Annotated in this window: 22 protein-coding genes; 7 read left to right on the forward strand and 15 right to left on the reverse strand. The window is 58.8% G+C overall.

What is annotated here, in order from left to right:
• Positions 1-93: 93 nt before the first annotated feature.
• The gene (locus MRBLMR1_RS03790) at positions 94-870 is read right to left on the reverse strand and encodes a 3-hydroxybutyrate dehydrogenase (RefSeq protein ID WP_148145699.1); all 777 of its coding nucleotides are present in this window, start codon (positions 868-870) and stop codon (positions 94-96) included.
• A 111-nt stretch (positions 871-981) separates the two neighbouring features.
• The gene (locus MRBLMR1_RS03795; protein WP_148145698.1) at positions 982-1932 is read right to left on the reverse strand and encodes a GGDEF domain-containing protein; all 951 of its coding nucleotides are present in this window, start codon (positions 1930-1932) and stop codon (positions 982-984) included.
• Positions 1933-2191: 259 nt separating this feature from the next.
• Here MRBLMR1_RS03795 and MRBLMR1_RS03800 point away from each other — a divergent pair, with 259 nt between their 5' ends.
• A complete protein-coding gene (locus MRBLMR1_RS03800; protein WP_183685220.1) occupies positions 2192-3433 on the forward strand; it encodes a D-alanyl-D-alanine carboxypeptidase in 1242 nt (413 codons plus the stop codon).
• A gap of 4 nt (positions 3434-3437) precedes the next feature.
• Here the strand turns inward: MRBLMR1_RS03800 and MRBLMR1_RS03805 are convergent, their stop codons facing one another.
• From MRBLMR1_RS03805 to MRBLMR1_RS03845, 9 genes are all read right to left on the reverse strand, one after another.
• Positions 3438-4016, reverse strand: coding sequence for an SH3 domain-containing protein (locus MRBLMR1_RS03805; protein ID WP_148145696.1), 579 nt, complete (start codon positions 4014-4016; stop codon positions 3438-3440).
• Positions 4017-4059: 43 nt separating this feature from the next.
• Positions 4060-4554 (reverse strand): invasion associated locus B family protein, encoded by a 495-nt coding sequence (locus MRBLMR1_RS03810; protein ID WP_148145695.1) that lies wholly within the window; start codon positions 4552-4554, stop codon positions 4060-4062.
• A gap of 245 nt (positions 4555-4799) precedes the next feature.
• Positions 4800-5330, reverse strand: a complete 531-nt coding sequence (locus MRBLMR1_RS03815) for a hypothetical protein (RefSeq protein WP_148145694.1) — start codon at positions 5328-5330, stop codon at positions 4800-4802.
• Positions 5327-5845 carry a TadE/TadG family type IV pilus assembly protein gene (locus MRBLMR1_RS03820; protein ID WP_500063678.1) on the reverse strand — a complete coding sequence of 173 codons (519 nt, stop codon included), beginning with the start codon at positions 5843-5845 and terminating at the stop codon, positions 5327-5329. The genes MRBLMR1_RS03815 and MRBLMR1_RS03820 overlap by 4 nt, the downstream gene beginning before the upstream one ends.
• Positions 5842-7095, reverse strand: coding sequence for a TadE/TadG family type IV pilus assembly protein (locus tag MRBLMR1_RS03825; RefSeq protein WP_183685218.1), 1254 nt, complete (start codon positions 7093-7095; stop codon positions 5842-5844). Before MRBLMR1_RS03825 ends, MRBLMR1_RS03820 begins: the two co-directional genes overlap by 4 nt.
• A gap of 199 nt (positions 7096-7294) precedes the next feature.
• A complete protein-coding gene (locus MRBLMR1_RS03830; RefSeq protein WP_148145691.1) occupies positions 7295-7777 on the reverse strand; it encodes a GFA family protein in 483 nt (160 codons plus the stop codon).
• 71 nt (positions 7778-7848) lie between these two features.
• The gene (locus MRBLMR1_RS03835) at positions 7849-8556 is read right to left on the reverse strand and encodes a glutathione S-transferase N-terminal domain-containing protein (RefSeq protein WP_148145690.1); all 708 of its coding nucleotides are present in this window, start codon (positions 8554-8556) and stop codon (positions 7849-7851) included.
• A 29-nt stretch (positions 8557-8585) separates the two neighbouring features.
• Positions 8586-8945, reverse strand: a complete 360-nt coding sequence (locus MRBLMR1_RS03840; RefSeq protein WP_148145689.1) for a type II toxin-antitoxin system RelE/ParE family toxin — start codon at positions 8943-8945, stop codon at positions 8586-8588.
• A 5-nt stretch (positions 8946-8950) separates the two neighbouring features.
• Positions 8951-9202 (reverse strand): ribbon-helix-helix domain-containing protein, encoded by a 252-nt coding sequence (locus MRBLMR1_RS03845; RefSeq protein ID WP_148145688.1) that lies wholly within the window; start codon positions 9200-9202, stop codon positions 8951-8953.
• A gap of 127 nt (positions 9203-9329) precedes the next feature.
• Here MRBLMR1_RS03845 and MRBLMR1_RS03850 point away from each other — a divergent pair, with 127 nt between their 5' ends.
• Both MRBLMR1_RS03850 and MRBLMR1_RS03855 read left to right on the forward strand, forming a co-directional pair.
• Positions 9330-9722, forward strand: coding sequence for a YciI family protein (locus MRBLMR1_RS03850; protein ID WP_148145687.1), 393 nt, complete (start codon positions 9330-9332; stop codon positions 9720-9722).
• Entirely contained in the window at positions 9719-10972 is a 1254-nt protein-coding gene (locus MRBLMR1_RS03855; RefSeq protein ID WP_148145686.1) for an RNA polymerase sigma factor, read from the forward strand. The genes MRBLMR1_RS03850 and MRBLMR1_RS03855 overlap by 4 nt, the downstream gene beginning before the upstream one ends.
• Positions 10973-11067: 95 nt before the next feature.
• Here MRBLMR1_RS03855 and MRBLMR1_RS03860 read toward each other — a convergent pair whose 3' ends face one another.
• Together MRBLMR1_RS03860 and MRBLMR1_RS03865 are read right to left on the reverse strand one after the other, a co-directional pair.
• A complete protein-coding gene (locus MRBLMR1_RS03860) occupies positions 11068-12162 on the reverse strand; it encodes an ATP-binding protein (protein WP_500063682.1) in 1095 nt (364 codons plus the stop codon).
• Between the two features lie 65 nt (positions 12163-12227).
• Positions 12228-12920: a response regulator gene (locus MRBLMR1_RS03865; protein WP_148145935.1), complete on the reverse strand. Its 693-nt coding sequence runs from the start codon at positions 12918-12920 to the stop codon at positions 12228-12230.
• 192 nt (positions 12921-13112) lie between these two features.
• Between MRBLMR1_RS03865 and MRBLMR1_RS03870 the strand changes: the two genes are divergently transcribed.
• Entirely contained in the window at positions 13113-13871 is a 759-nt protein-coding gene (locus MRBLMR1_RS03870) for a phosphatase PAP2 family protein (RefSeq protein ID WP_210297825.1), read from the forward strand.
• Between the two features lie 65 nt (positions 13872-13936).
• Here the strand turns inward: MRBLMR1_RS03870 and MRBLMR1_RS03875 are convergent, their stop codons facing one another.
• Both MRBLMR1_RS03875 and mqo read right to left on the reverse strand, forming a co-directional pair.
• Positions 13937-14257, reverse strand: a complete 321-nt coding sequence (locus MRBLMR1_RS03875; RefSeq protein WP_500063684.1) for a DUF1905 domain-containing protein — start codon at positions 14255-14257, stop codon at positions 13937-13939.
• A 98-nt stretch (positions 14258-14355) separates the two neighbouring features.
• Positions 14356-16065: a malate dehydrogenase (quinone) gene (gene mqo / locus MRBLMR1_RS03880; protein WP_500063686.1), complete on the reverse strand. Its 1710-nt coding sequence runs from the start codon at positions 16063-16065 to the stop codon at positions 14356-14358.
• Positions 16066-16269: 204 nt separating this feature from the next.
• Here mqo and MRBLMR1_RS03885 point away from each other — a divergent pair, with 204 nt between their 5' ends.
• Genes MRBLMR1_RS03885 through MRBLMR1_RS03895 form a run of 3 tightly spaced genes read left to right on the forward strand, consistent with a single transcriptional unit; the run spans position 16270 to position 19102 of the window.
• Positions 16270-17295: an ABC transporter substrate-binding protein gene (locus MRBLMR1_RS03885; protein WP_500063688.1), complete on the forward strand. Its 1026-nt coding sequence runs from the start codon at positions 16270-16272 to the stop codon at positions 17293-17295.
• A gap of 17 nt (positions 17296-17312) precedes the next feature.
• Complete coding sequence (locus MRBLMR1_RS03890) at positions 17313-18344, forward strand: iron ABC transporter permease (RefSeq protein WP_148145931.1); 1032 nt, start codon at positions 17313-17315, stop codon at positions 18342-18344.
• Complete coding sequence (locus MRBLMR1_RS03895) at positions 18341-19102, forward strand: ABC transporter ATP-binding protein (protein ID WP_148145683.1); 762 nt, start codon at positions 18341-18343, stop codon at positions 19100-19102. Before MRBLMR1_RS03890 ends, MRBLMR1_RS03895 begins: the two co-directional genes overlap by 4 nt.
• Positions 19103-19128 lie beyond the last annotated feature (26 nt).

Consider the following 19128-nt stretch of genomic DNA (forward strand, 5'->3'; position numbering starts at 1 on the left):
GCAGCGTCGCGTCTGCGGCGCAAAACAGTCTTTTTCACGCAAAGGACTTCGCGTGGCTGGATTCCTGTCACAAGGACAGGAATGAGGGGCAGCTTACTGCGCCGTCCAGCCGCCGTCGATGGAGATGTGTGTGCCCGTGATGCTCCTTGCCGCATCGCTAGCGAGATAGATCGCGGCGGCCGCCACTTCGTCTATGCCGACGAATTCCTTGGTCGCCTGCAGCCGCAGCATCACCTCGTCCTTGACCCTTTCCTCGCTGATGCCCTTTTCGCGTGCCTGATCGGGAATCTGCCTTTCGACCAGCGGCGTCAGCACGAAGCCGGGGCAGATCGCGTTGACGGTGATGTTTTCCTGCGCAAGCTCCAGCGCCGCCGTCTTGGTCAGGCCCATGATGCCATGCTTGGCGGCCACATAAGCCGACTTGAACGGGGAGGCGACGAGGCCGTGGGCGGAGGCGACGTTGATGATCCGGCCCTTGCCTGCGGTTTTCATCAGCGGGATTGCGTGGCGCATCGTGTGGAAGGCCGATGACAGGAGAATGGCGATCAGCTGATCCCATTTTTCCGGCGGAAACTCCTCGATCCTTGCGACATGCTGGATGCCTGCATTGTTGACCAGAACATCGAGCGTGCCGAAGCTGTCGCGTGCCGTCAGGATCAGGTCTTCGATATCGACCGGTTTCGTCATGTCGGCGGGATGATAGAGAACCGTGCCGGAGCCCGCCGCATCGAGCGACGAACGGATCGCCTCGATCTCGTCCTTGTCACCGAACCCGTTGATGATGACATTGTCGCCCGCGGCCGCAAATGCCTTTGCAATGCCGAGGCCTATTCCGCTGGTGGAGCCGGTGATAACCACGGATCTGTTCATGCTGTTCCTCCCAAGAACGCCTAGAGCGCGGTGTCTCCCTCACCGCGCCGGAACGTTATGCGCAAAGTCGCTAATCTGGCAACGGTCAGTTGCCAGACGGCGTTCAGAGCGTCAGAGGATGTGTTTACCGTTGACCGGAGACGCGGCCTTTGCCGGTGCCAGTTTTGCGGATGCGATTGCTTCTTCGGTATTGGTGTCGTGTGCACGTCTGATGCAGTTACGGCCATCACGCTTGGCTTCGTAGAGGGCGAAATCGGCTCGTAATAGCATGTCAGGCAGCCGGTCGCCGGGACCGGCGGCGCAGATGCCGAAGCTTGCCGTCATCCGGCCTTGGCGCAATGGCGGTACGGTGGTGGCCGCCATTGCCGCGCGCAGCCGTTCGCTGATTGCTTCCGCATCGTCGAGCGAGGTGCGCGGCAAGAGAATACAGAATTCCTCGCCGCCGATACGCGCTGCAAGATCATAGGGGCGAAGGCAGGTTCTGACGATTTCGCCGGTTGCCACCAGTACCCGGTCGCCGGTCTCGTGGCCGTGGCCGTCGTTGATACCCTTGAAGCGGTCGAGGTCCAGCACGATGATCGACAACGGCTCTCCCTGCCGTTCGGCGCGTGCCAGCTCTTCGGCGGCGCGTTCGTTCAGCCAGCGGCGGTTGCCGAGGCCTGTCTGGAGGTCGGTCATGGCCTGGTGGCGCAGCTTGTTCATAAGCGTTTCGGTTTCCGCCACCATGGCCGTCACCGTCGATGCCAGAAGGCCGATCTCGTCCTTGCGATCTATCTGCATACGTACAGGAGTGCCGTTGGCGCGGTAGATCTTGATTGCTTGCGCCAGTTGGCTGAGCGGGCGGATCATCCACCAGAGGCTCAGGAGGCATATGGTCGTTCCCGCCACCGTGGCGGCGAGAAGCAGAAGCAGGACCGGTTCGGGCTCTGCCCCATTGCCCCCCGCAAGATAGACGATGAACACCAGTAGCGGTACGTGCACGGACACGAAGCAAATCGCGAAGACCTTGATGGTCAGAGACGTTTGCACCATGCGGGTCAGCCTCGAAGACATCGGAATCATTCCGAGCTTTCCTCCTCTGGAGATTGGATTCGGGGGCAAGCTAGAAAGTGGGCTTTAAAGTTCAGGTTAACCATTTCGTTAAAATGCAAACATTCACAGCCCTTGTCGTATTATGATACGGGATCAGTATTTTGCGGCTGAAACGAGTTGTGGGCGAGCAAATTAACCATAGGTCAAGAACTTGATTTAATTTCGGATCAGGTCATTTTCGCACCATGTTGGGTCAGTATTCATGGGCCGCAGTAACGAGGGGGAGCAAATGCTTCTAATCCGGCGGATCATGGCGTTCGTGTTTATGGCAGGCGCCTTTCTTTCAATCAGCCGGACGGCCGAGGCCGGTTATGCGCATTACATCTATGATGTGCAGAGCGGGAAGGTGCTTGCCTCGCAGAATGCGGAGACCATCAATCATCCGGCCTCGCTGACGAAGATGATGACCCTCTATCTGACCTTCGAGGCTTTGCGCACCGGCCGTCTTCGCTGGGACGACAGGATCGTCATGACGAAGAATGCAGCGTCGAAAATTCCCTTTAAACTCGGCGTACCGGCAGGCCAGACGATTACCGTGCGCGAGGCGGTCTATGGCATGGCAATCCGCTCCGCCAATGACGCGGCTGCCGCCATGGGCGATCATCTCGGCGGTTCAGAAGAGCGTTTCGGCGTACTGATGACGAAAAAGGCGCGTCAGCTCGGCATGCGTAATACGGTTTTTCGAAATGCATCGGGTCTGCCGGACAACGCACAGGTGACGACGGCGCGCGACATGGCGGTGCTGGCGCTGTCGCTCATCCGTGATTACCCGCGGGAATACAAGATCTTCTCGCAGCGCTCCTTCAGCTTTCGCGGGCGCACGATCAAAGGGCATAACAACCTGATGTATCGCTATCCGGGCATGGATGGCATCAAGACCGGCTTCGTCAACGCATCGGGCTACAATCTCGCCAGCGCCGTCGTGGTCAACGGGCGGCGTTATATCGGCGTCGTGCTTGGTGGCAATACGGCGCGCCAGCGCGACAACCGCATGGCGGAACTGCTCGATCAGGCTTTGCCGGGCGGCGGTCTTCCGGGTGTTGCTGTCGCGACTTCGGGCCAGCAGAAACGTCCTGCCGAGGGCGTTGCGGCCTTCACCTCCAATGCGCCGACACCTCGACCGCGCACCGAAATCATTCTTGGCGGGACAACGGCGAACGCTGCAAGCGTTACGCCTTACGTCACGGTTCCGCAGGCTGCACCAGTACAAAACGTCATCCAGCAGGGCGGGCCGCTTTGGGATATCCAGATCGCGGCGGCCGGAAGCCAGGCCGCAGCCACGGGTGCGCTGAATTCGGCATTGCCGCTGCTTGCCGATTTCGGCCAGATCGCACCAAGCGTCCAGGGATCGAGTTCGGGTGGCCGTGAAGTTTTTCGCGCCCGCCTGACAGGATTTGTCGATCGAGACGCTGCCGCGCGAGCCTGCTCGGTTCTGCAGAACCGGTCAATCGACTGCTTCGTCGTGCGCTAGCAGGTTACTCCACCCGCTCGTGCGGATAGACGCCCCAGAGATCCGCTTGGGCGACGTAACCTGACAGGCGACGTGTCTGCAGCGACACATCGCACCATGAACCGTCGCAGTTGCGGATGTTCAATCGCACGGATGGGGCGAGTTCGGCGATCACCGAAGCCGACGGGCGAGGTGCGTCATGCAGTTTGACGGATTTTGCCATCCACGGGCCGACCACGGCCGTGCGTCTGCCTGACAGGAGAGGCGCAAACATCCAGCCGCTGGTTCCGTCCTGATCCCTGACCTGCCGCCAGTTGCCATATTCCTCGATGATCTCGAGCGGCAATCCACGGGCCGAATAGACCCAGTTGGTCGCATAATCCGTCGACGGGCCGACGCGCATATGGGCATTTGCGGATTTGATCGATGCAAAGCGGGGGACGGGGTAACCCGTCACCCTGCCGGTTCTGAACCCTGCACCAAGACTGCCGGCCGCAATTGCAGACTGTACTTCGCTGGCTTCTATCCTGGCTGAAAGAGGAAGGCAGAGCGCAGCCGCCAGCGTGACGGCGACAAGGCCGCGGCGAATTCCTGTCCGTGTCATACTGGCGTGCAGCTCCGTTCTGCTGATGCTCAAGCCGGTGTCATCAGCGGCACTTGCTCACTTCCTGCAGCGCAGCGGTCACGCCGCTGAGCGAATAGGTGTAGTTGGTGGCGGTGCCTCGGCCGGAGGTTGCCTGTACCGTCATCCGGCTTCCGCCACGCATCGCATTGACCAATACCGGCTCACGGCTCTGGTCGCGCACCCATGCCGTGTTGTCGCGAGGAGCAAGATCGAACCTCTCGCTATCCACGGCAACCGTGACATCCGAACCCTGTCTCAGCGCATAACCCATGATCGCCTGCGGCATGTAGGATTGGCCCTGCGGGGAGATCAGGAAGAAATTGTCGCCGTGATTGACGCTGGAGGGTGCGGAACTGGTTGGAACCGACAGGGCATAACAGCTGGTGCGGCCATTGTTGCTATAGGAATATACGCCCCAGGCTTCGAACTGCTTGATTCGGGTGGGCTGTGCCGCACTGGCGGCGGCTGCCGAGACGAGGGTGAGGGCGAGTGCAAGAGCTGCAGTTTTGGTGCGCATGATATCTCCACAAAAAAACACGAACAGACCCGGGAGATGGGCCTAGCAAATTGAGAGGCCATACAAGGCTTCCACGGTTAGCGAGAGGTTAATTTGTGTGTCAATTCGATGATGCGTGCGGTCACAAAGGGGTGACCGCAGTTTGTGTGGAAGATGGTAATTTATTGTTTTTATATGTAAATTATGCGCATTCGTAATTGCGGCAAGCGTTTTCGCGCAGTCGTTGCCAGTGATTGTGATGCCGATCAGGAGCCTTTGACGACAGCGGTGAAGCGAGGCCGTGTGAAGGCGTTTTCCGAATAGGTGATGGTTCCGAAGCCGAACAGGGCGGAGAGCGCGGTATATTGCGTTATGCCCTCAACGAAAATGATCGAGTCACCGGAAGGGATGGTTGGCAAGGTGGTCGTGTCCAGCTTCTGTGTGGGCAGCAGAGCTGTCGTGCCTGCCTTTTTCGTCCAGTCAGCGGTGTATTTTCCATTCTTCCAGATGACGCTGGTGATGCGCAGCGCGTTCGGCATGGACTTGTCTGCCTGCAACGCGGCAAAGGTGCCATAGGTCTTGGTGAAGAAGGTATCGTCCATCGTCATCTGGCGCGCAACGATATCCGCCACGATGCCATTTGCCTCGACGATCCGGTTATAGGAGCGCAGCAGGTCATAGAGCGTCGGTGCGCCTAGAAACAGCAGGATGATGATCGGAACGGTCAGGGCGAATTCGATGCCGGACGTGCCGGCCTCGTTCGACAGGAGGCGCTTTGCGTAAAACTGTCTGGTCATATCGGCTCGTTGACGAAGGCGAAGCTTGAGGTGAGGCGCATGGCGCCGGTATTGTCTTTCGGCACGGAAAGCCCGTAGCCGATCCCCGGAATCATCGGATCGACGACAAAACAGGCACGGGCGAAGACAAGCTGCGAGGTCTGCCCCGCATGATAGGTGGTGACCGGATCGATCGCTACGCTTCGGTCGACGCAAGGCGTGTCCGAGGTGGGGAAGTCCGCTGCTGTATCGATCGGCGTCAGTTCCAGCCGCAACGCTTTCTCGCAATTGGCCAGGATGAAGGCTTCGTCACAGACCTTTTGCTTGTACTGGGTGTAGCTCATCGCGGTCGTGCCGATCTGCACGGCGCGCGATGCGCGGCTGAGACCACGGTCGAGCATGATCGACTGCGTCATGATCCAGCCGGCCTCAAGCACGGAAAACAGGAGAGCGAGAACGAGCGGTACCAGCAGCGCGAATTCGACGGCGGCACTGCCGCTCCTGTCGGCCAGATGAAGGCGAAGCCGGCGGGTCACTGGGTCAGTCTCAGCTTCTTGATCGAAATGGAGATCGATTTGAAGGCATCGGTGATGTTTGAGCCGGATGTCGGGTAGTAGTGCGCGGGGCTGGTGGCGCAGTTGGTCATCTGCGTTGTCGCATTGCCTGACACTTCAAAACCGATGGTGAAGATGGTGACACCTTTCGACTTGGCCGTGGTGCAGACATTGGCAAGGCGCGTCGCGTTAGTGGAGGAGGAGGATATTTCCTTGTTGTCCGGCTTCTGGGTTACCGGGCGGCTATAATCCTTCGGCCGAAACTGCTCGGTAATCGCTCCATCGGTCATCAGCACGATAACCTTCATCGTATCCGCATCATTGAAGGCGGCGGGTCGATCGGAGAACTTGCTGTCCATCTTTCCGGCCGCCAGCACCGCTGCAAAGACGCTCTTGGCTGAGGGGTTGAGCAGCGTATAGCCCCATTGCATGGCATTCTGGGTGCCGGTGCCGTCATGCATTTCGAGTGCGTCGATCTTGGTCTTCAGTGCGGTTGCATCATTGGAAAGATAAGTGATCGAGGTGCTTTCCATCGGACACCACCAGGGGCGCATGTCGGTTCTGCCGAAATTCCAGTGGGTGAAATGCGGCACCTGGGCGGCGCTCTTGAAGACCATCGGGTCGGCGCCATAGGCGGCATTCGTCTCGCCAAGCTCGAAGCAGGAGGAGTTGGAGTGGTCGCGCTTGCCGCCCAGCTTGTCGAACACCGCTGCACCGACATTCACATGGCCGGCGTAAGGCACGATGCTGATCGTCGTGTATTCCTTGGTGTCGTCGGTCAGCATCTGGTCGATGAAGGCTTTTGCCGCCGTTCTCAGGTTCTTGATCCGGTTGTTGCTGATCATCGAGCCGGACATATCGAGCATCAGCGACATTTCGATATTCTGCTTGGCTTCCTGCGCAGTCGAGACGGCACTCACCGTCAGCTTGTCAACGCCGACGAGCTTGATGAAGGACGTGTCGATCGTATAGCTGGCGGAGGCCTTGACGATGCGCTGGTTGAGGCTGTTCTGCCGCTCGAAATCGAGATTGACTTCATTGGCATAGCTCAGGTTCTTCAGGTAGTCTTGAAGCACGGCCTTGGCCTCGCGGGTCTGCGTCAGCGATGCGGCTGCGAGCACGCCCCGATCTAGCCCATCCTGAAGCTCGACGCGGATCGTCTCATAACGGGCGACATCGACGCCCGCTCCGCCGAGTGCGATCAGCGGCACCATAGCCAAGCCAAAGATCATGCCCACGTTTCCGCGCGCATCCGCACGGAAAGCCTGAAACCGACGCCAGATCATGAATGCCCCCATCAAATCGTGGAGGATATTCACGTCCGATAATTTACAAACTCGTGAATAACGTGCCGGGCCTGCAGGCAAATATTAGGGCTTGGTTTCTGACGAGTTACTGAATATTAGGCTTAATATATATCCATAAACATTGTCATATTTCTGCCTTGCTGCCGTCTGCATTGTTCCATTGTGCGAATTCCGTCATCAGCCCTTCGAAGGCATCGAGCGGCGGGAATTCCGGGTAACCGTGCACCGCACCGCTCTGTGCCCAGGGGAATTTCGTCGAGGTGTAGGTTTCAACGAAGGGGGCGAACCATGAGGCATCGTCGAGCATGGTTGGACGCAAGTTGACGAAAAAGTCCATGCCGACCATGCGGGTGAAGATCCAGCTCTTGCAGCGCGGGCAGTGGTAGTGGTGGATGTCATCGCCATGCGCACCGCCGATTACCGGTTCGCCGGCGATCACTTCGAAACCGGCGGTGGGGATTGCTGCCGAGCAGGAGAAGGCACTGGCGCTCATCTTCTGGCAGCCCCTGCAATGGCAGGCCATGGTGATCATTGGCGGGGCAGTGATCTTCACACGCACCTTGCCGCAGCGGCAGGAGCCTTCGGCGGGCAGTTTCATCTGTGGCATGGCTATCTCCTCCATCTTGGGTGAAGGAGATAGCGCAGGGCGGTTGTGAAGTCAGCCGTTCTCAGAGGATATCAGGCGGGGCGTTTCGGGATTTCCAGGCCACGCTGCACGGCCGGACGAGAAAGCCCACGTTCCAGCCATTTCGGCACGTTCTTCAGCTCGTCATAAGCGATAAGCTCACCGGCGCCGTAGAAACCGATCAGGTTACGCACCCAGCCGAGCATGGAAATGTCGGCGATCGTGTATTCGTCACCCATGACCCAGTCGCGACCTTCCAGCCGCGTTTCGAGCACACGGATCAGCCGGGCGCTTTCCTTGGCGTAGCGGTCGCGCGGGCGCTTGTCCTCAAAATCCTTACCGGCGAATTTGTGGAAGAAGCCGAGCTGGCCGAACATCGGGCCGATGCCACCCATCTGGAACATCACCCACTGGATCGTCTCGTAGCGTTTTGCCGGATCTGCAGGCAGAAGCTTACCGGTCTTTTCCGCCAGATAGATCAGGATCGCACCACTTTCGAATAGCGCCAGCGGTTTGCCGTCCGGACCGTTCGGATCGAGAATGGCCGGGATCTTGCCGTTGGGATTGAGCGACAGATATTCTGGCTCCCAAGTCTCGTCGGCGCCGATATTGATGAAATGCGGCTCATAGGCCAGCCCGGTTTCCTCCAGCATGATCGACACTTTCACGCCGTTCGGCGTCGGGGTCGAATAAAGCTGCAGCACGCCCTTATCCTTTGGCGGCCATTTGGAGGTGATGGGGAAGGCGGAAAGATCGGTCATGGGCAGTTTCCTCACATGTCATTCGAGCTTCAAGACTCATTCGTGTCCTGAGGGGAGATGCGTAATAAATCCTCTGCCAATCTCACCGGCAAATCCATTCGTTCATGCAGAATGCTGATGACACCGATGCGACCGCCCGAGAGTTGGCGGAAGATAATATAGTGATGCTTGTAGCGGCTGAACCAGACGTCGATAGTGAGATCTTTGGGAGCGGACAGCGATGACGGCAGGCGACGCCAGAGGGACTTCTGTCGGGAGATTCTTTCGAGATGGCGATGCAGGCCGATGATATAGGTTTCGGCTTGTGCCTCTCCCCAGGTCGAGACCGTATCCTGCCAAATTTGGTCCTGAGCCGCGTCTGCCGTAGTGTAGAAAAGATAGGCGGCCATCCAATTTAGGCTCGCTTGTTACGGCGAATGACGTCTGCCGCAGATACCTCTCTGAACTCGCTTTCGTCGGCCCGCAATCCGGGTTCGATATGTTGTTTCAGCCAGTCCCAGGCATCGTCGTTTTTCTGGATATCCTTGCGGATCAGCGCGCGAATATACTCGCTGGCATTTTCATAAAGTCCATTTTCGCCTGTCTGCTGGCGAATATGATCCTGAAGCTTGCCCGTTACACGGACGTGAATGCTTTCCGACGCCATTGCCTGTCCTTTCGTCGTAATCTCTATTGTCGCAGATATTGCCAATAAATGCGACATCCAGTTTTTCTGATGCACACTGTCGGATCGGTGGTTACCTTCTCGTCTTCCAAGGGAGAAGGAGAGAAATATGCTGTATGCCATCCTGTGCTACGCCCATGAGGAAACCGTTTTTGCCTGGTCGAAGGAAGAGGAGGCTTCCGTCATGGAGAGGCTTCATGCGGTGCAGGAGCCGCTGGCGAAGGCCGGCAAGCTTGGCCCGGTCGGGCGGCTGATGCCGACGACGGCGGCAACCACGGTCAGGAAGGGCAAGGACGAACCGTTGGTGCTCGACGGCCCGTTTGCCGAAACGAAGGAGGTGCTGCTCGGTTTTTATACCGCCGAGTTCGACAGTCTCGATGAAGCGGTGGCCTTTTCGAAAGAGCTGTCAGCGGTCAATCCCGGTTCGAGTTCCTACGAAATCCGGCCCTTCTATGTATTCCATCCGAACGAGATCAAAACGGCGGAAGGCGGATCGTCATGACGGATCTCGCCTATATCGAACTGGCGCTGACGGCGGCGCGGCCGCAGGCACTCGGGGCGCTTTTGCGCTATTTCCGTGATCTGGATATGGCGGAGGAAGCGTTTCAGGAGGCCTGCCTTCGCGCAATCCGCACATGGCCCGACAAGGGGCCGCCACGTGATCCCGCCGCCTGGCTGATCTTTGTCGGGCGCAATAGCGGCGTTGACCAGATCCGCAAACGGGCCAAGAATGAGCCGCTGCCGGAAGAGGCGGCGTTTTCCGATCTCTCCGATGCGGAAGAAAATATCGCCGACCGTCTCGATAATGCGCATTACCGAGACGATATCTTGCGACTGATGTTCATCTGCTGCCATCCGGACCTGCCGAATACTCAGCAGATCGCGCTCGCGCTTCGGATCGTCTCGGGGCTGACGGTGCCGCAGATCGCCCGCGCTTTCCTAGTGTCCGAGAGCGCCATGGAGCAGCGGATTACCCGCGCCAAGGGGCGCGTCGCCAAGGCCGGCGTCGCCTTCGAAACACCGGATGTACATGAGCGCGCCGAACGGCTGAAGACCGTCACGTCGATGATTTATCTGGTCTTCAACGAAGGGTATTCCGCCGGCATCACCAATCCGGAGAGCGCTGCCTTCTGTGATGAGGCGATAAGACTTGTTCGGCTGCTGCTGCGGATCTTTCCAGCCGAGCCGGAGGTCATGGGGCTGACCGCACTGATGCTGCTGCAGCATTCGCGTGCCGGGGCCCGGTTCGACGACGAGGGCCAGATCGTGCTGCTCGAAGATCAGGACCGCAGCCGCTGGGACAGGCAACTGATCACGGAAGCACTCGCCATGCTCGACAAGGCGATCCGCCATCGCAAGCCCGGACCTTATCAGGTCCAGGCGGCGATATCGGCGCTGCATGCGCGCGCTAGCCACCCGGAGGAGACCGACTGGGGTGAGATCACGCTGCTTTACGAACTTTTGGAAAAGCTCGCGCCATCACCTGTCATAACACTCAACCGGGCCGTTGCCCTGTCCAAGCTCAAGGGGCCGGATGCGGCGCTGGACCTGATCGAACCGCTTGCGGAGAAGCTCGACGGATATTTTTATTTCCACGGTGTGCGCGGCGCCTTGCTGATGCAGACAGGCAAGAGTGGGGAGGCGCGAATTGCCTTCGACCGGGCGATCACGCTCGCCAATTCGCCGGCCGAATGCGCCCATATTCGCCAGCAACTGGACAAGCTGAACACGCCGATGACTCAGACCGTCTAGTCGAGAGTTTTACCGTCACACTGAGCTGACGAAATTAGATTCGTTGAAACCTGCGCTCGATCGTTGAACGGTGCAGGCCCACGATCCGCTCTCTATTAAGGACGCAGGTGGATGGTAACCATAGCCCCTCCGCCTTGCCGATTTTCGAGTTCCAGATGCCCGCCGTGAGCAACTGCAATGGCTTTTACAACTGAAAGACCCAGCCCCGTGCCGCCCGTTTCGCGTGACCGGGACGGATCACCTCTCCAAAATGGATTGACGGCAACCGCCTCCATATCCTCGGGAAAACCGGGGCCGCGATCAAGCACGCGGATGATTACGCTTTCGTCCGGCAGTCGCTCTGTCTCACAACGCAGCCAACCGCCGGTTTCAGCATAGCGGCTTACGTTTTCCATGAGCGCCAGAACGGCCTGACGAATCCGTGAGGGGTCTGCGGATATGGGGGCGGGGTGCAGGCCTGTTTCGACCTCCAACCTGCTGGCGTCAAGCATGGGCTTGGCCGCCGAGAGAACGTTCTCCACGATTTCCGCCACATCGAGAATCTGGCGTTGCATCACGAGTTGCTGACCGATAGCCAGCGACAGGGTGCGCAAGTCTTCCACAATCTTCCCCAGACCTTCCACCTGAAGCAGAAGATCGGCCAAGATTTTTCGATCCAATGGAAAAACGCCGTCGAGCATGCCCTGCAACGCGCCTTGCAGGATGGTAAGCGGTGTACGCAGCTCGTGCGCAACCGCCATGTTGTTGAAATGCAGTCTTTCTTCCATCCTTTCGAGGCTTGTCGCCAGCGCGTTGAATGTCTCGACAAGGCTTGATACTTCGGAAGTCCCGCTCGATGACGCAGAGACGCGAGCTGAAAAATCGCCAGACTTGAGGGCTTCGGCGGCAATCGTCAGATCTTCCAGTGGGCGTGCGATCCGTCTCGCCAGAAAGATGCCGATAACGGCGCAGACCAGGGCCGAAAGCAGGCCGCATATCAGAGCTGCAATCTGAATTTTGAAATCCGCCGGAGCTGCCTGCGCGTCAAAATATTCAACAAGGGTCTTGAGGGAGGCCTCATCCGGAACCCGACCCTCATTCAATATCCTGTATGCGGCCGCTGCTTCCGGCGGAAGACCGTCGTTAATGCTCTCGTCTAGGTATTTGGAATACGATGTGACGCCGAGATAGGCGATGCCGACGCTCAGCATGAGCATTGTTGCAATCACGATCGCAGTAAGGGTGGCGAGCGGCAGGGCGCTGTATTTTCTTATATTCATTGGGGATCGGATAAACGATAGCCGACACCGCGCACGGCAGGGAAGAAACCAGTTTCTCCGATCTCTTCCAACTTGCGTCGAAGGTTGGAAATATGGGTGTCTACAGTCCGCACAAGCGCGTCACTTTCAGGCAAGCATGCGTCAAGGATATCGGCACGTCCGAATGCCTGGGTCGGGTGACGGATCATGTGTGCGAGAATCCGGAATTCGCTGAGCGTGAGGGACAAGGGGACACGCTGCCCGCCCCGGTTGATGAAGACCGCGTAGCTGCCGAAATCTACCTCTATCGTACGGAAACGGCGAATGGCGTCCTGCCGCTCTCCCAAAACTCGCCGCAGAACAGCCTTGACCCGCGCAACGACTTCCTGCGGGTTGAACGGTTTCACAACGTAATCGTCGGCACCCAAATGTAATCCGCTCAAGCGATCAATGTCGTCTGCAAGAGCCGTGACCATGATGACCGGCGTGGAACTCGTTTGTCGAAGGCGGGCCAGCACACCAAACCCGTCTATTCTGGGAATGCGTACGTCTAGCAATACAATGTCTGGCTTCAGAAGTGCGTGATGCTGCAGGGCGGTTTCACCGTCAGCGGCCTGCACGGTTCTGAAGCCCTCACGCAGCAGATATCCTTCAATTATCTTTGCTATTGCCGGCTCATCCTCGACGATGAGAACAAGATTGTTATTCATTTTAACGCCTTGCGGCCATTCATCTATTTTACATTGCGCCGCCAATACGTCGGACAATATGGGCTTCCGTAATTGCGGACAATCCTCAGACGGACGGATAACCGATTCCGGACAGGTCCTTGATCCGATCTTCGCCGTTTCTTGACACTCGGGTTCCACCTAGCCGCTGTCCCACAGTCAGGAGAGACCGGCATGCGAAGAACAGAAAACAGCTACTTGTCCGTAGCGTCCGATGACCTGTGGCGGTACGCCCCCCAAACAGGCGTCAATCGAGCGTTGACCGTCATCGCCAGGTCGATAATCTGCGTTAGCTTTGTTTTCATGATATTTCCGACGATCGATCTGGCTGTGTCGCGCTGGTTTGCCAATGGCGCGGTCTTCGTTCTGACGGAACAACCGGTTTTGAAAGGGCTGAGGGATTTCAGCCGCCAGAGCCTGATCTGCATTATCATTGCAATGCTGCTACTTATCGGCTTGCACATCTTCCTGCCAAGACGATACCGGTTCTGCCAACCCCACAAACCACTCTTCGTTCTCCTGAGCTTTTTCGTTGGCCCGATCATCGTTGTTGAAATCCTGAAAGTCTTAATCGGTCGAGCGCGTCCTCGAGATTTGGTCGAATTCGGCGGGAACGCGGACTTTACGCCAGTATTACAGTTTTCCGCCGCATGTGTTCGTAACTGCTCCTTCCCATCCGGAGAGGCTGCTGCTGCTGCTGCTGCGCTTTCTCTTCTGGTGCTCGTTCCTGCAAAGCTGCGCCGGATCGCGGCGATTGCTCTGACGCCGTGTCTTTTGTTTATTGCATTTAATCGCGTTCTCTTCGGCGCCCATTTCCTTTCAGATGTCGTCTTCGGCTGGCTTTTCACAATGCTGGCGATGGTCTGGATTTGGAGATGGATGGAAGCGCGGGCGAAAGACATCGACAAATTCTTCGCGAGGGCACGACCTTAGCAGGCGAATAAGGTGCCAGAGCTGTACGAAAGGTCCCTTCGACGGAAAGGTTCTGTGTGGGATGTTCAGCGCTTCGGCGGACGCAGCGTCATCACGACCGAGATGATGTCGCCGGCGGTAATGCCGGTCTTCTTGCGCACGGCATCCTTCAAGGGCAGGAAATAGGTGCCCTGCTTGACGAAGAGTGCCGTGTAGAATTCGGTACCGGAGATCTTAACGTCTACCGGGATCATGCCCCAGCCATAGGTGAGGAGCTTTGACAGGCGGGCGATTTCGTCGGCCTCATACTTCGGGAGCGGGGCGAAGAAAAAAGGGGCGGGGCCACGCCAGTGGATGACCTCGGCTTCGAACTGGATCGCCTTCATGGGCCGCCTTGCGTCGTTCATCGGTCTCTGGCGGTGAAAGGTAGTGTTGTGGAGCCAGAAAGCAAAACGGCCCCGCGTGAGCGGAGCCGTTTCCAGTCTCTTTCGAGATATTCCACAGCTTAGAGGGCGATATCGGGAACCTTCTTGACTTCGCCGGCCGGGGCGGTCGCTGCCGGCTGGCCGTAGGCTGCCGGGTCGATCGTTGGGGCCTTGATGGCGAGCTGCAGGCGCTCTTCGGTCGCTGCCCATTCGCGGACCAGCATGTCCGGGTTCTCGTTGAGCTTCTTGCCGTAGCTCGGAACGATCGTGTGCAGCTTGTCCTGCCATTCCTGGGTCTTGAGCTTTTCGGCAAAGACCTTCTTCAGCACGTCGAGCATGATCGGCGCTGCGGTCGAAGCACCCGGAGATGCGCCGAGCAGGGCCGCAATCGTGCCGTCTTCGGCAGCGACGATCTCTGTGCCGAGCTTCAGCACGCCGCCCTTTTCTGCATCCTTCTTGATGATCTGGACGCGCTGACCGGCCTGCCAGAAGCGCCAATCTTCAGCCTTGGCGTTCGGGAAATACTTGCGCAGTTCGGCCAGACGGTCGTCGTCGGACATCATCAGCTGGCCGGCGAGATACTGGACCAGCGCAAACTCGTCGGTGCCTACTTTGGCCATCGGCCAGATGTTGTCGAGCGTGATCGTCGAGGGCAGGTCGAACAGCGAACCGTCCTTGAGGAATTTGGTCGAGAAGGTGGCGAAAGGTCCGAACAGGATGTGGCGCTTGCCGTCGAAGACGCGGGTATCGAGATGCGGGACCGACATCGGCGGAGCACCGGTTTCCGCCTGGCCATAGGCCTTGGCGAGGTGCTGGTTGACGATTTCCGGATTGTCGCAGACGAGGAAGGAGCCGCCGACCGGGAAACCGGCATAATCGTCGCCTTCCGGAATGCCGGACATCTGCAGCAGCGGAAGCGCGCCGCCGCCTGCGCCGAGGAAGACGAACTTCGCCTTGATCGAACCGGCCGAACCGCTCTTGGTATCGTCGAAGAAGACGGTCCAGGTGCCGTCCTCATTCTTCTCGATCGCGGTGACTTCCGAGTTGGTGTGCAGTTTGAACGTGTCGCGGCTTTTCAGCGATGCGACATATTGCGTGGTGATCTCGCCGAAGTTGACGTCGGTGCCGAGCGGGCTCCAGGTGGCGGCGAGCTTCTGGGCCGGGTCGCGGCCTTCGATCATTAGCGGAACCCATTTGGCAATCTCTGCCTGATCGGTCGAGAACTGCATGCCGGCAAACAGCGGGCTCGCCTTCAGCGCTTCGAAGCGCTTGCCGAGAAATTCGATATTCTCGTCACCCCAGACAAAGCTCATGTGCGGGGTGGAGTTGATGAAGGAGCGCGGGTCCTTCAGAACGCCGGCATCGATCTGGTGCGCCAGGAACTGGCGGGTGATCTGGAACTGCTCGTTGATGCCGACGGCGCGGGCGATCTGGACGTTGCCGTTCGAATCTTCCGGCGTGTAGTTCAACTCGGCAAGAGCGGAGTGGCCGGTGCCGGCATTGTTCCAGCCGTTGGAGCTTTCCATCGCCACGTTGTCGAGGCGCTCGATCATTTCGATCTGCCAGGTCGGCTCAAGTTCGGAGAGAAGCACGCCGAGCGTGGCGCTCATGATGCCGCCGCCGACGAGAAGGACGTCGACCGTCTTGTCGGAGCTTGCCTGTGCCCAGGCGGGGATTGCAGTGGTGCTGACGACGGCCGCACCGCCGGCTGCTGAACCGAGAAGCTGGCGACGGCTCAGGTTGAGACCGCTTGCAGAGGCTTTGGATGGGGTGTTCTTGCTGGAAGGCAACGGGAACCTCAAAACTGTTTGTTGCTCCTCCCGGCGCGGTGAATAAGGGAAATATGTTTTAGCGACAAGTGGGCGATGCGGCATTTTGTCAGGATGGCGCAGTGTCGCAGTAAAAAAGATGATGAAAACTGTCTTGTTTCAATTCCGGCTCGTGGATATAGCGCGGGGGCGCATTGTCGCGCCACTAACTCAGGAAACACCGTCGTGACTGTATCCAAGTCCATTCTGGCCGTATCCGGCTTCTGCGCGGGTCTGAGCCTGCTTGCCATGAGCCCGGCCAATGCCGCCACTACCTATCCACTGACGATCGACAATTGCGGTGCATCGGTTACCTTCAACAAGGCTCCGGAGCGGGCAGTCGGTCTGGGCCAGAACAGCGCGGAAATCCTGCTGCTGCTCGGCCTCGAGGACAAGATGGTCGGCACGGCATTCTGGCCGAGCAAGGTGCTGCCGCAGCTTGAGGCCGCCAATGCGAAGGTCAAGCTTCTGACCGTCGAATTCCCGACCTTCGAGAGCATTCTGGCGCAGAACCCGGATTTCGTCGCCGCCGCGCTGCCGAGTTTGATCGGTCCGACTAGCAAGGTTGCCAAGCGCGAGGATTTCGACAAGGTCGGCGTGCCGTCCTACATCTCGCCGAGCACATGCCTCTCCACCGAAAAAGTGAAGAACGAATATGGCAGCCGAGAGCATCTGTGGAACATGGACCTGCTCTACAAGGAAATCTCCGAGCTTTCGCAGATCTTTGACGTTACGGATCGCGGCCAGGCCCTGATCGACGATTTCAAGAAGCGCGAGGCCGACTTGCGCGCCAGCGTTTCCAAGGACGGCAAGAAGCTCTCCTACGTCTTCTGGTTCTCCAGCCCGTCGCCGACCGCTGACGCCTATCTCGGCGGCAAGAACGGTGCGTCCGGTTTCATCGCCGATTTGCTTGGCGGCGAAAGTGCGATCAAGACCGAAGCGGAATGGCCGACGCTCGGCTGGGAAAGCATCATTGCCACCAATCCCGACGTCATCGTCGTTGCCAATCTCGACCGCAACCGCTGGGAACTCGACAAGCCGGAAGCCAAGATCAAGTTCCTGACCACCGATCCGGCCGTCAGCCAGATCCAGGCCGTCAAGAATAAGGCTTTGGTTGTGATGGACGGTCAGGCGATGAACCCGACCGTGCGCACCATTTATGGAGCTGAACAGGTGGCCGAACAGCTCAAGGCACTTGGTCTCCTGAAGTGAGCGAGGATCGCCGTTCGATACATTCCCAGGGCCAGCAGTTCGTCGTGTTTTCGGCACTGTTGCTGGTCTCGCTTGCGGCGATCGCGCTGGTCGTCGGTGTCAGTGTCGGGATAGGCGATCTGCCGATCCCGCTGTCGACCACCTACGCGGCGATAAGCAATCGGCTGGGCTGGACGGCGATCGAACTCAACCGCATCCATGAGACGGTGATCTGGGATTACCGTCTCAGCCGCGCGCTGGTCGCGGCTTTCTGCGGCGCGGGACTGGCTCTGTCCGGCGCGATCATGCAGTCGCTGCTGCGCAATCCACTGGCGGAGCCCTATGTGCTTGGCATTTCCGCCGGCGCCTCGACAGGGGCGGTGGCGATCGTCATTCTCGGGCTGGGTGCCGGTACGGTGTCGTTGTCTGCCGGTGCATTCGCGGGCGCCTTTGCTGCCTTCTTCTTCGTGGCGCTGTTGTCCAACGGCACGCGGGGCGGGGCGGATCGCACCATTCTTGCCGGTGTCGCAGCCTCGCAGCTTTTCAATGCTGCAACTTCCTATATCGTCACGACATCCGGCAATGCGCAGCAGGCGCGCGACGTGATGTTCTGGCTGCTCGGCAGTTTCGGCGGCGTGCGCTGGCCGGAATTCATGCTGGTCTCGGTTGTCGTCGGTATCTGTCTGATCGTCTGCCTGTGTTATGCGCGGGTGCTCGATGCCTTTGCCTTCGGGGATGAGGCGGCAGCCTCGCTCGGCGTCAATGTCGCCTGGGCGCGGATCATTCTTTTTGCGCTCACCGCCATGATGACGGCGACGATCGTCTCTATGGTCGGCACGATCGGTTTCGTCGGCCTTGTCGTGCCGCATGCGGCGCGGTTCGTCGTCGGGCCGCTGCATATCCGGCTGCTGCCGGCCTGTGCGGTCGTCGGGGCGATCTTCATGGTGCTGGCTGATATCGCCTCAAGGGCGCTGATCCCGCAGCAGGTCCTGCCGATCGGTGTCGTCACCGCACTCGTCGGCGTGCCGTTCTTTGCGGTTATCCTCTATCGTTTCCAGAGGGTGTCATGAGCATCAGGACCGAAAATCTCACCTGGAAGATCGGTGCCAAGACCATTCTCGACAGCGTCTCCTTCGAAGCGCAGCCCGGCCAGATGCTCGGGCTTCTGGGGCCGAACGGTTCCGGCAAAACTTCGCTTCTACGGCTGCTTGCAGGGCTGAAGAAGCCGCATTCGGGCAGCGTCACGCTCGAAGGCCGGGATATCAAAAGCATCGGCCGCCGCGCGATGGCGCAGCGTGTCGCCTTCGTCGAACAGCATGCGACGACCAATTCCAATCTCAAGGTCATCGATGTGGTGAAGCTCGGGCGGTTTCCGCATCGCTCGATGTTTTCCGGCTGGTCGAAGGCGGATGACGATGCGGTAGCGCAGGCATTGGAGCGTGCCGGCATGATCGAGAAGCGCCACGACCGTTGGCAGAGCCTTTCCGGTGGCGAGAAGCAGCGGGCACATATCGCCCGTGCGCTGGCGCAATCGCCGCAGGAGCTCATTCTCGACGAGCCGACCAACCATCTCGACATCCAGCACCAGATCAGCCTTATGCGGCTGGTTTCCAGTCTGCCGGTGACGAGCATCATCGCGCTGCATGACCTCAACCACGCAGCGATGTTCTGCGACCGGCTGATCGTCATGCAAAAGGGCAGGATCGTCGCGTCGGGTGCGCCGGAAGAGATCCTGACGCAGGAACTGCTGCGCGACGTCTTCTCGGTCGATGCACGGGTGGAGACTTCGCCGCATCACGCGCGACCGCATATCCATTATCTGCGATAGTCATTGAGGGCCGGAGAAAAAATCTC

It is taken from the genome of Neorhizobium sp. LMR1-1-1.1 (assembly GCF_040675795.1).
In the GTDB taxonomy this organism is placed as follows: Bacteria; Pseudomonadota; Alphaproteobacteria; order Rhizobiales; family Rhizobiaceae; genus Neorhizobium; species Neorhizobium cellulosilyticum.

Coding starts and splice junctions, on each gene's coding strand:
- MRBLMR1_RS03825 (WP_183685218.1), bottom strand. CDS start 7,095: ATGATCTTTGGCTTGGCTATGGTGCCGCTGATCGCACTCGGCGGAGCG.
- MRBLMR1_RS03855 (WP_148145686.1), top strand. CDS start 9,719: ATGACGGATCTCGCCTATATCGAACTGGCGCTGACGGCGGCGCGGCCG.
- MRBLMR1_RS03875 (WP_500063684.1), bottom strand. CDS start 14,257: ATGAACGACGCAAGGCGGCCCATGAAGGCGATCCAGTTCGAAGCCGAG.
- MRBLMR1_RS03845 (WP_148145688.1), bottom strand. CDS start 9,202: ATGGCGTCGGAAAGCATTCACGTCCGTGTAACGGGCAAGCTTCAGGAT.
- MRBLMR1_RS03805 (WP_148145696.1), bottom strand. CDS start 4,016: ATGACACGGACAGGAATTCGCCGCGGCCTTGTCGCCGTCACGCTGGCG.
- MRBLMR1_RS03865 (WP_148145935.1), bottom strand. CDS start 12,920: ATGAATAACAATCTTGTTCTCATCGTCGAGGATGAGCCGGCAATAGCA.
- MRBLMR1_RS03810 (WP_148145695.1), bottom strand. CDS start 4,554: ATGCGCACCAAAACTGCAGCTCTTGCACTCGCCCTCACCCTCGTCTCG.
- MRBLMR1_RS03840 (WP_148145689.1), bottom strand. CDS start 8,945: ATGGCCGCCTATCTTTTCTACACTACGGCAGACGCGGCTCAGGACCAA.
- MRBLMR1_RS03800 (WP_183685220.1), top strand. CDS start 2,192: ATGCTTCTAATCCGGCGGATCATGGCGTTCGTGTTTATGGCAGGCGCC.
- MRBLMR1_RS03830 (WP_148145691.1), bottom strand. CDS start 7,777: ATGCCACAGATGAAACTGCCCGCCGAAGGCTCCTGCCGCTGCGGCAAG.
- MRBLMR1_RS03835 (WP_148145690.1), bottom strand. CDS start 8,556: ATGACCGATCTTTCCGCCTTCCCCATCACCTCCAAATGGCCGCCAAAG.
- MRBLMR1_RS03795 (WP_148145698.1), bottom strand. CDS start 1,932: ATGATTCCGATGTCTTCGAGGCTGACCCGCATGGTGCAAACGTCTCTG.
- MRBLMR1_RS03895 (WP_148145683.1), top strand. CDS start 18,341: ATGAGCATCAGGACCGAAAATCTCACCTGGAAGATCGGTGCCAAGACC.
- MRBLMR1_RS03850 (WP_148145687.1), top strand. CDS start 9,330: ATGCTGTATGCCATCCTGTGCTACGCCCATGAGGAAACCGTTTTTGCC.
- MRBLMR1_RS03790 (WP_148145699.1), bottom strand. CDS start 870: ATGAACAGATCCGTGGTTATCACCGGCTCCACCAGCGGAATAGGCCTC.
- MRBLMR1_RS03870 (WP_210297825.1), top strand. CDS start 13,113: ATGCGAAGAACAGAAAACAGCTACTTGTCCGTAGCGTCCGATGACCTG.
- MRBLMR1_RS03815 (WP_148145694.1), bottom strand. CDS start 5,330: ATGACCAGACAGTTTTACGCAAAGCGCCTCCTGTCGAACGAGGCCGGC.
- MRBLMR1_RS03860 (WP_500063682.1), bottom strand. CDS start 12,162: ATGCTGAGCGTCGGCATCGCCTATCTCGGCGTCACATCGTATTCCAAA.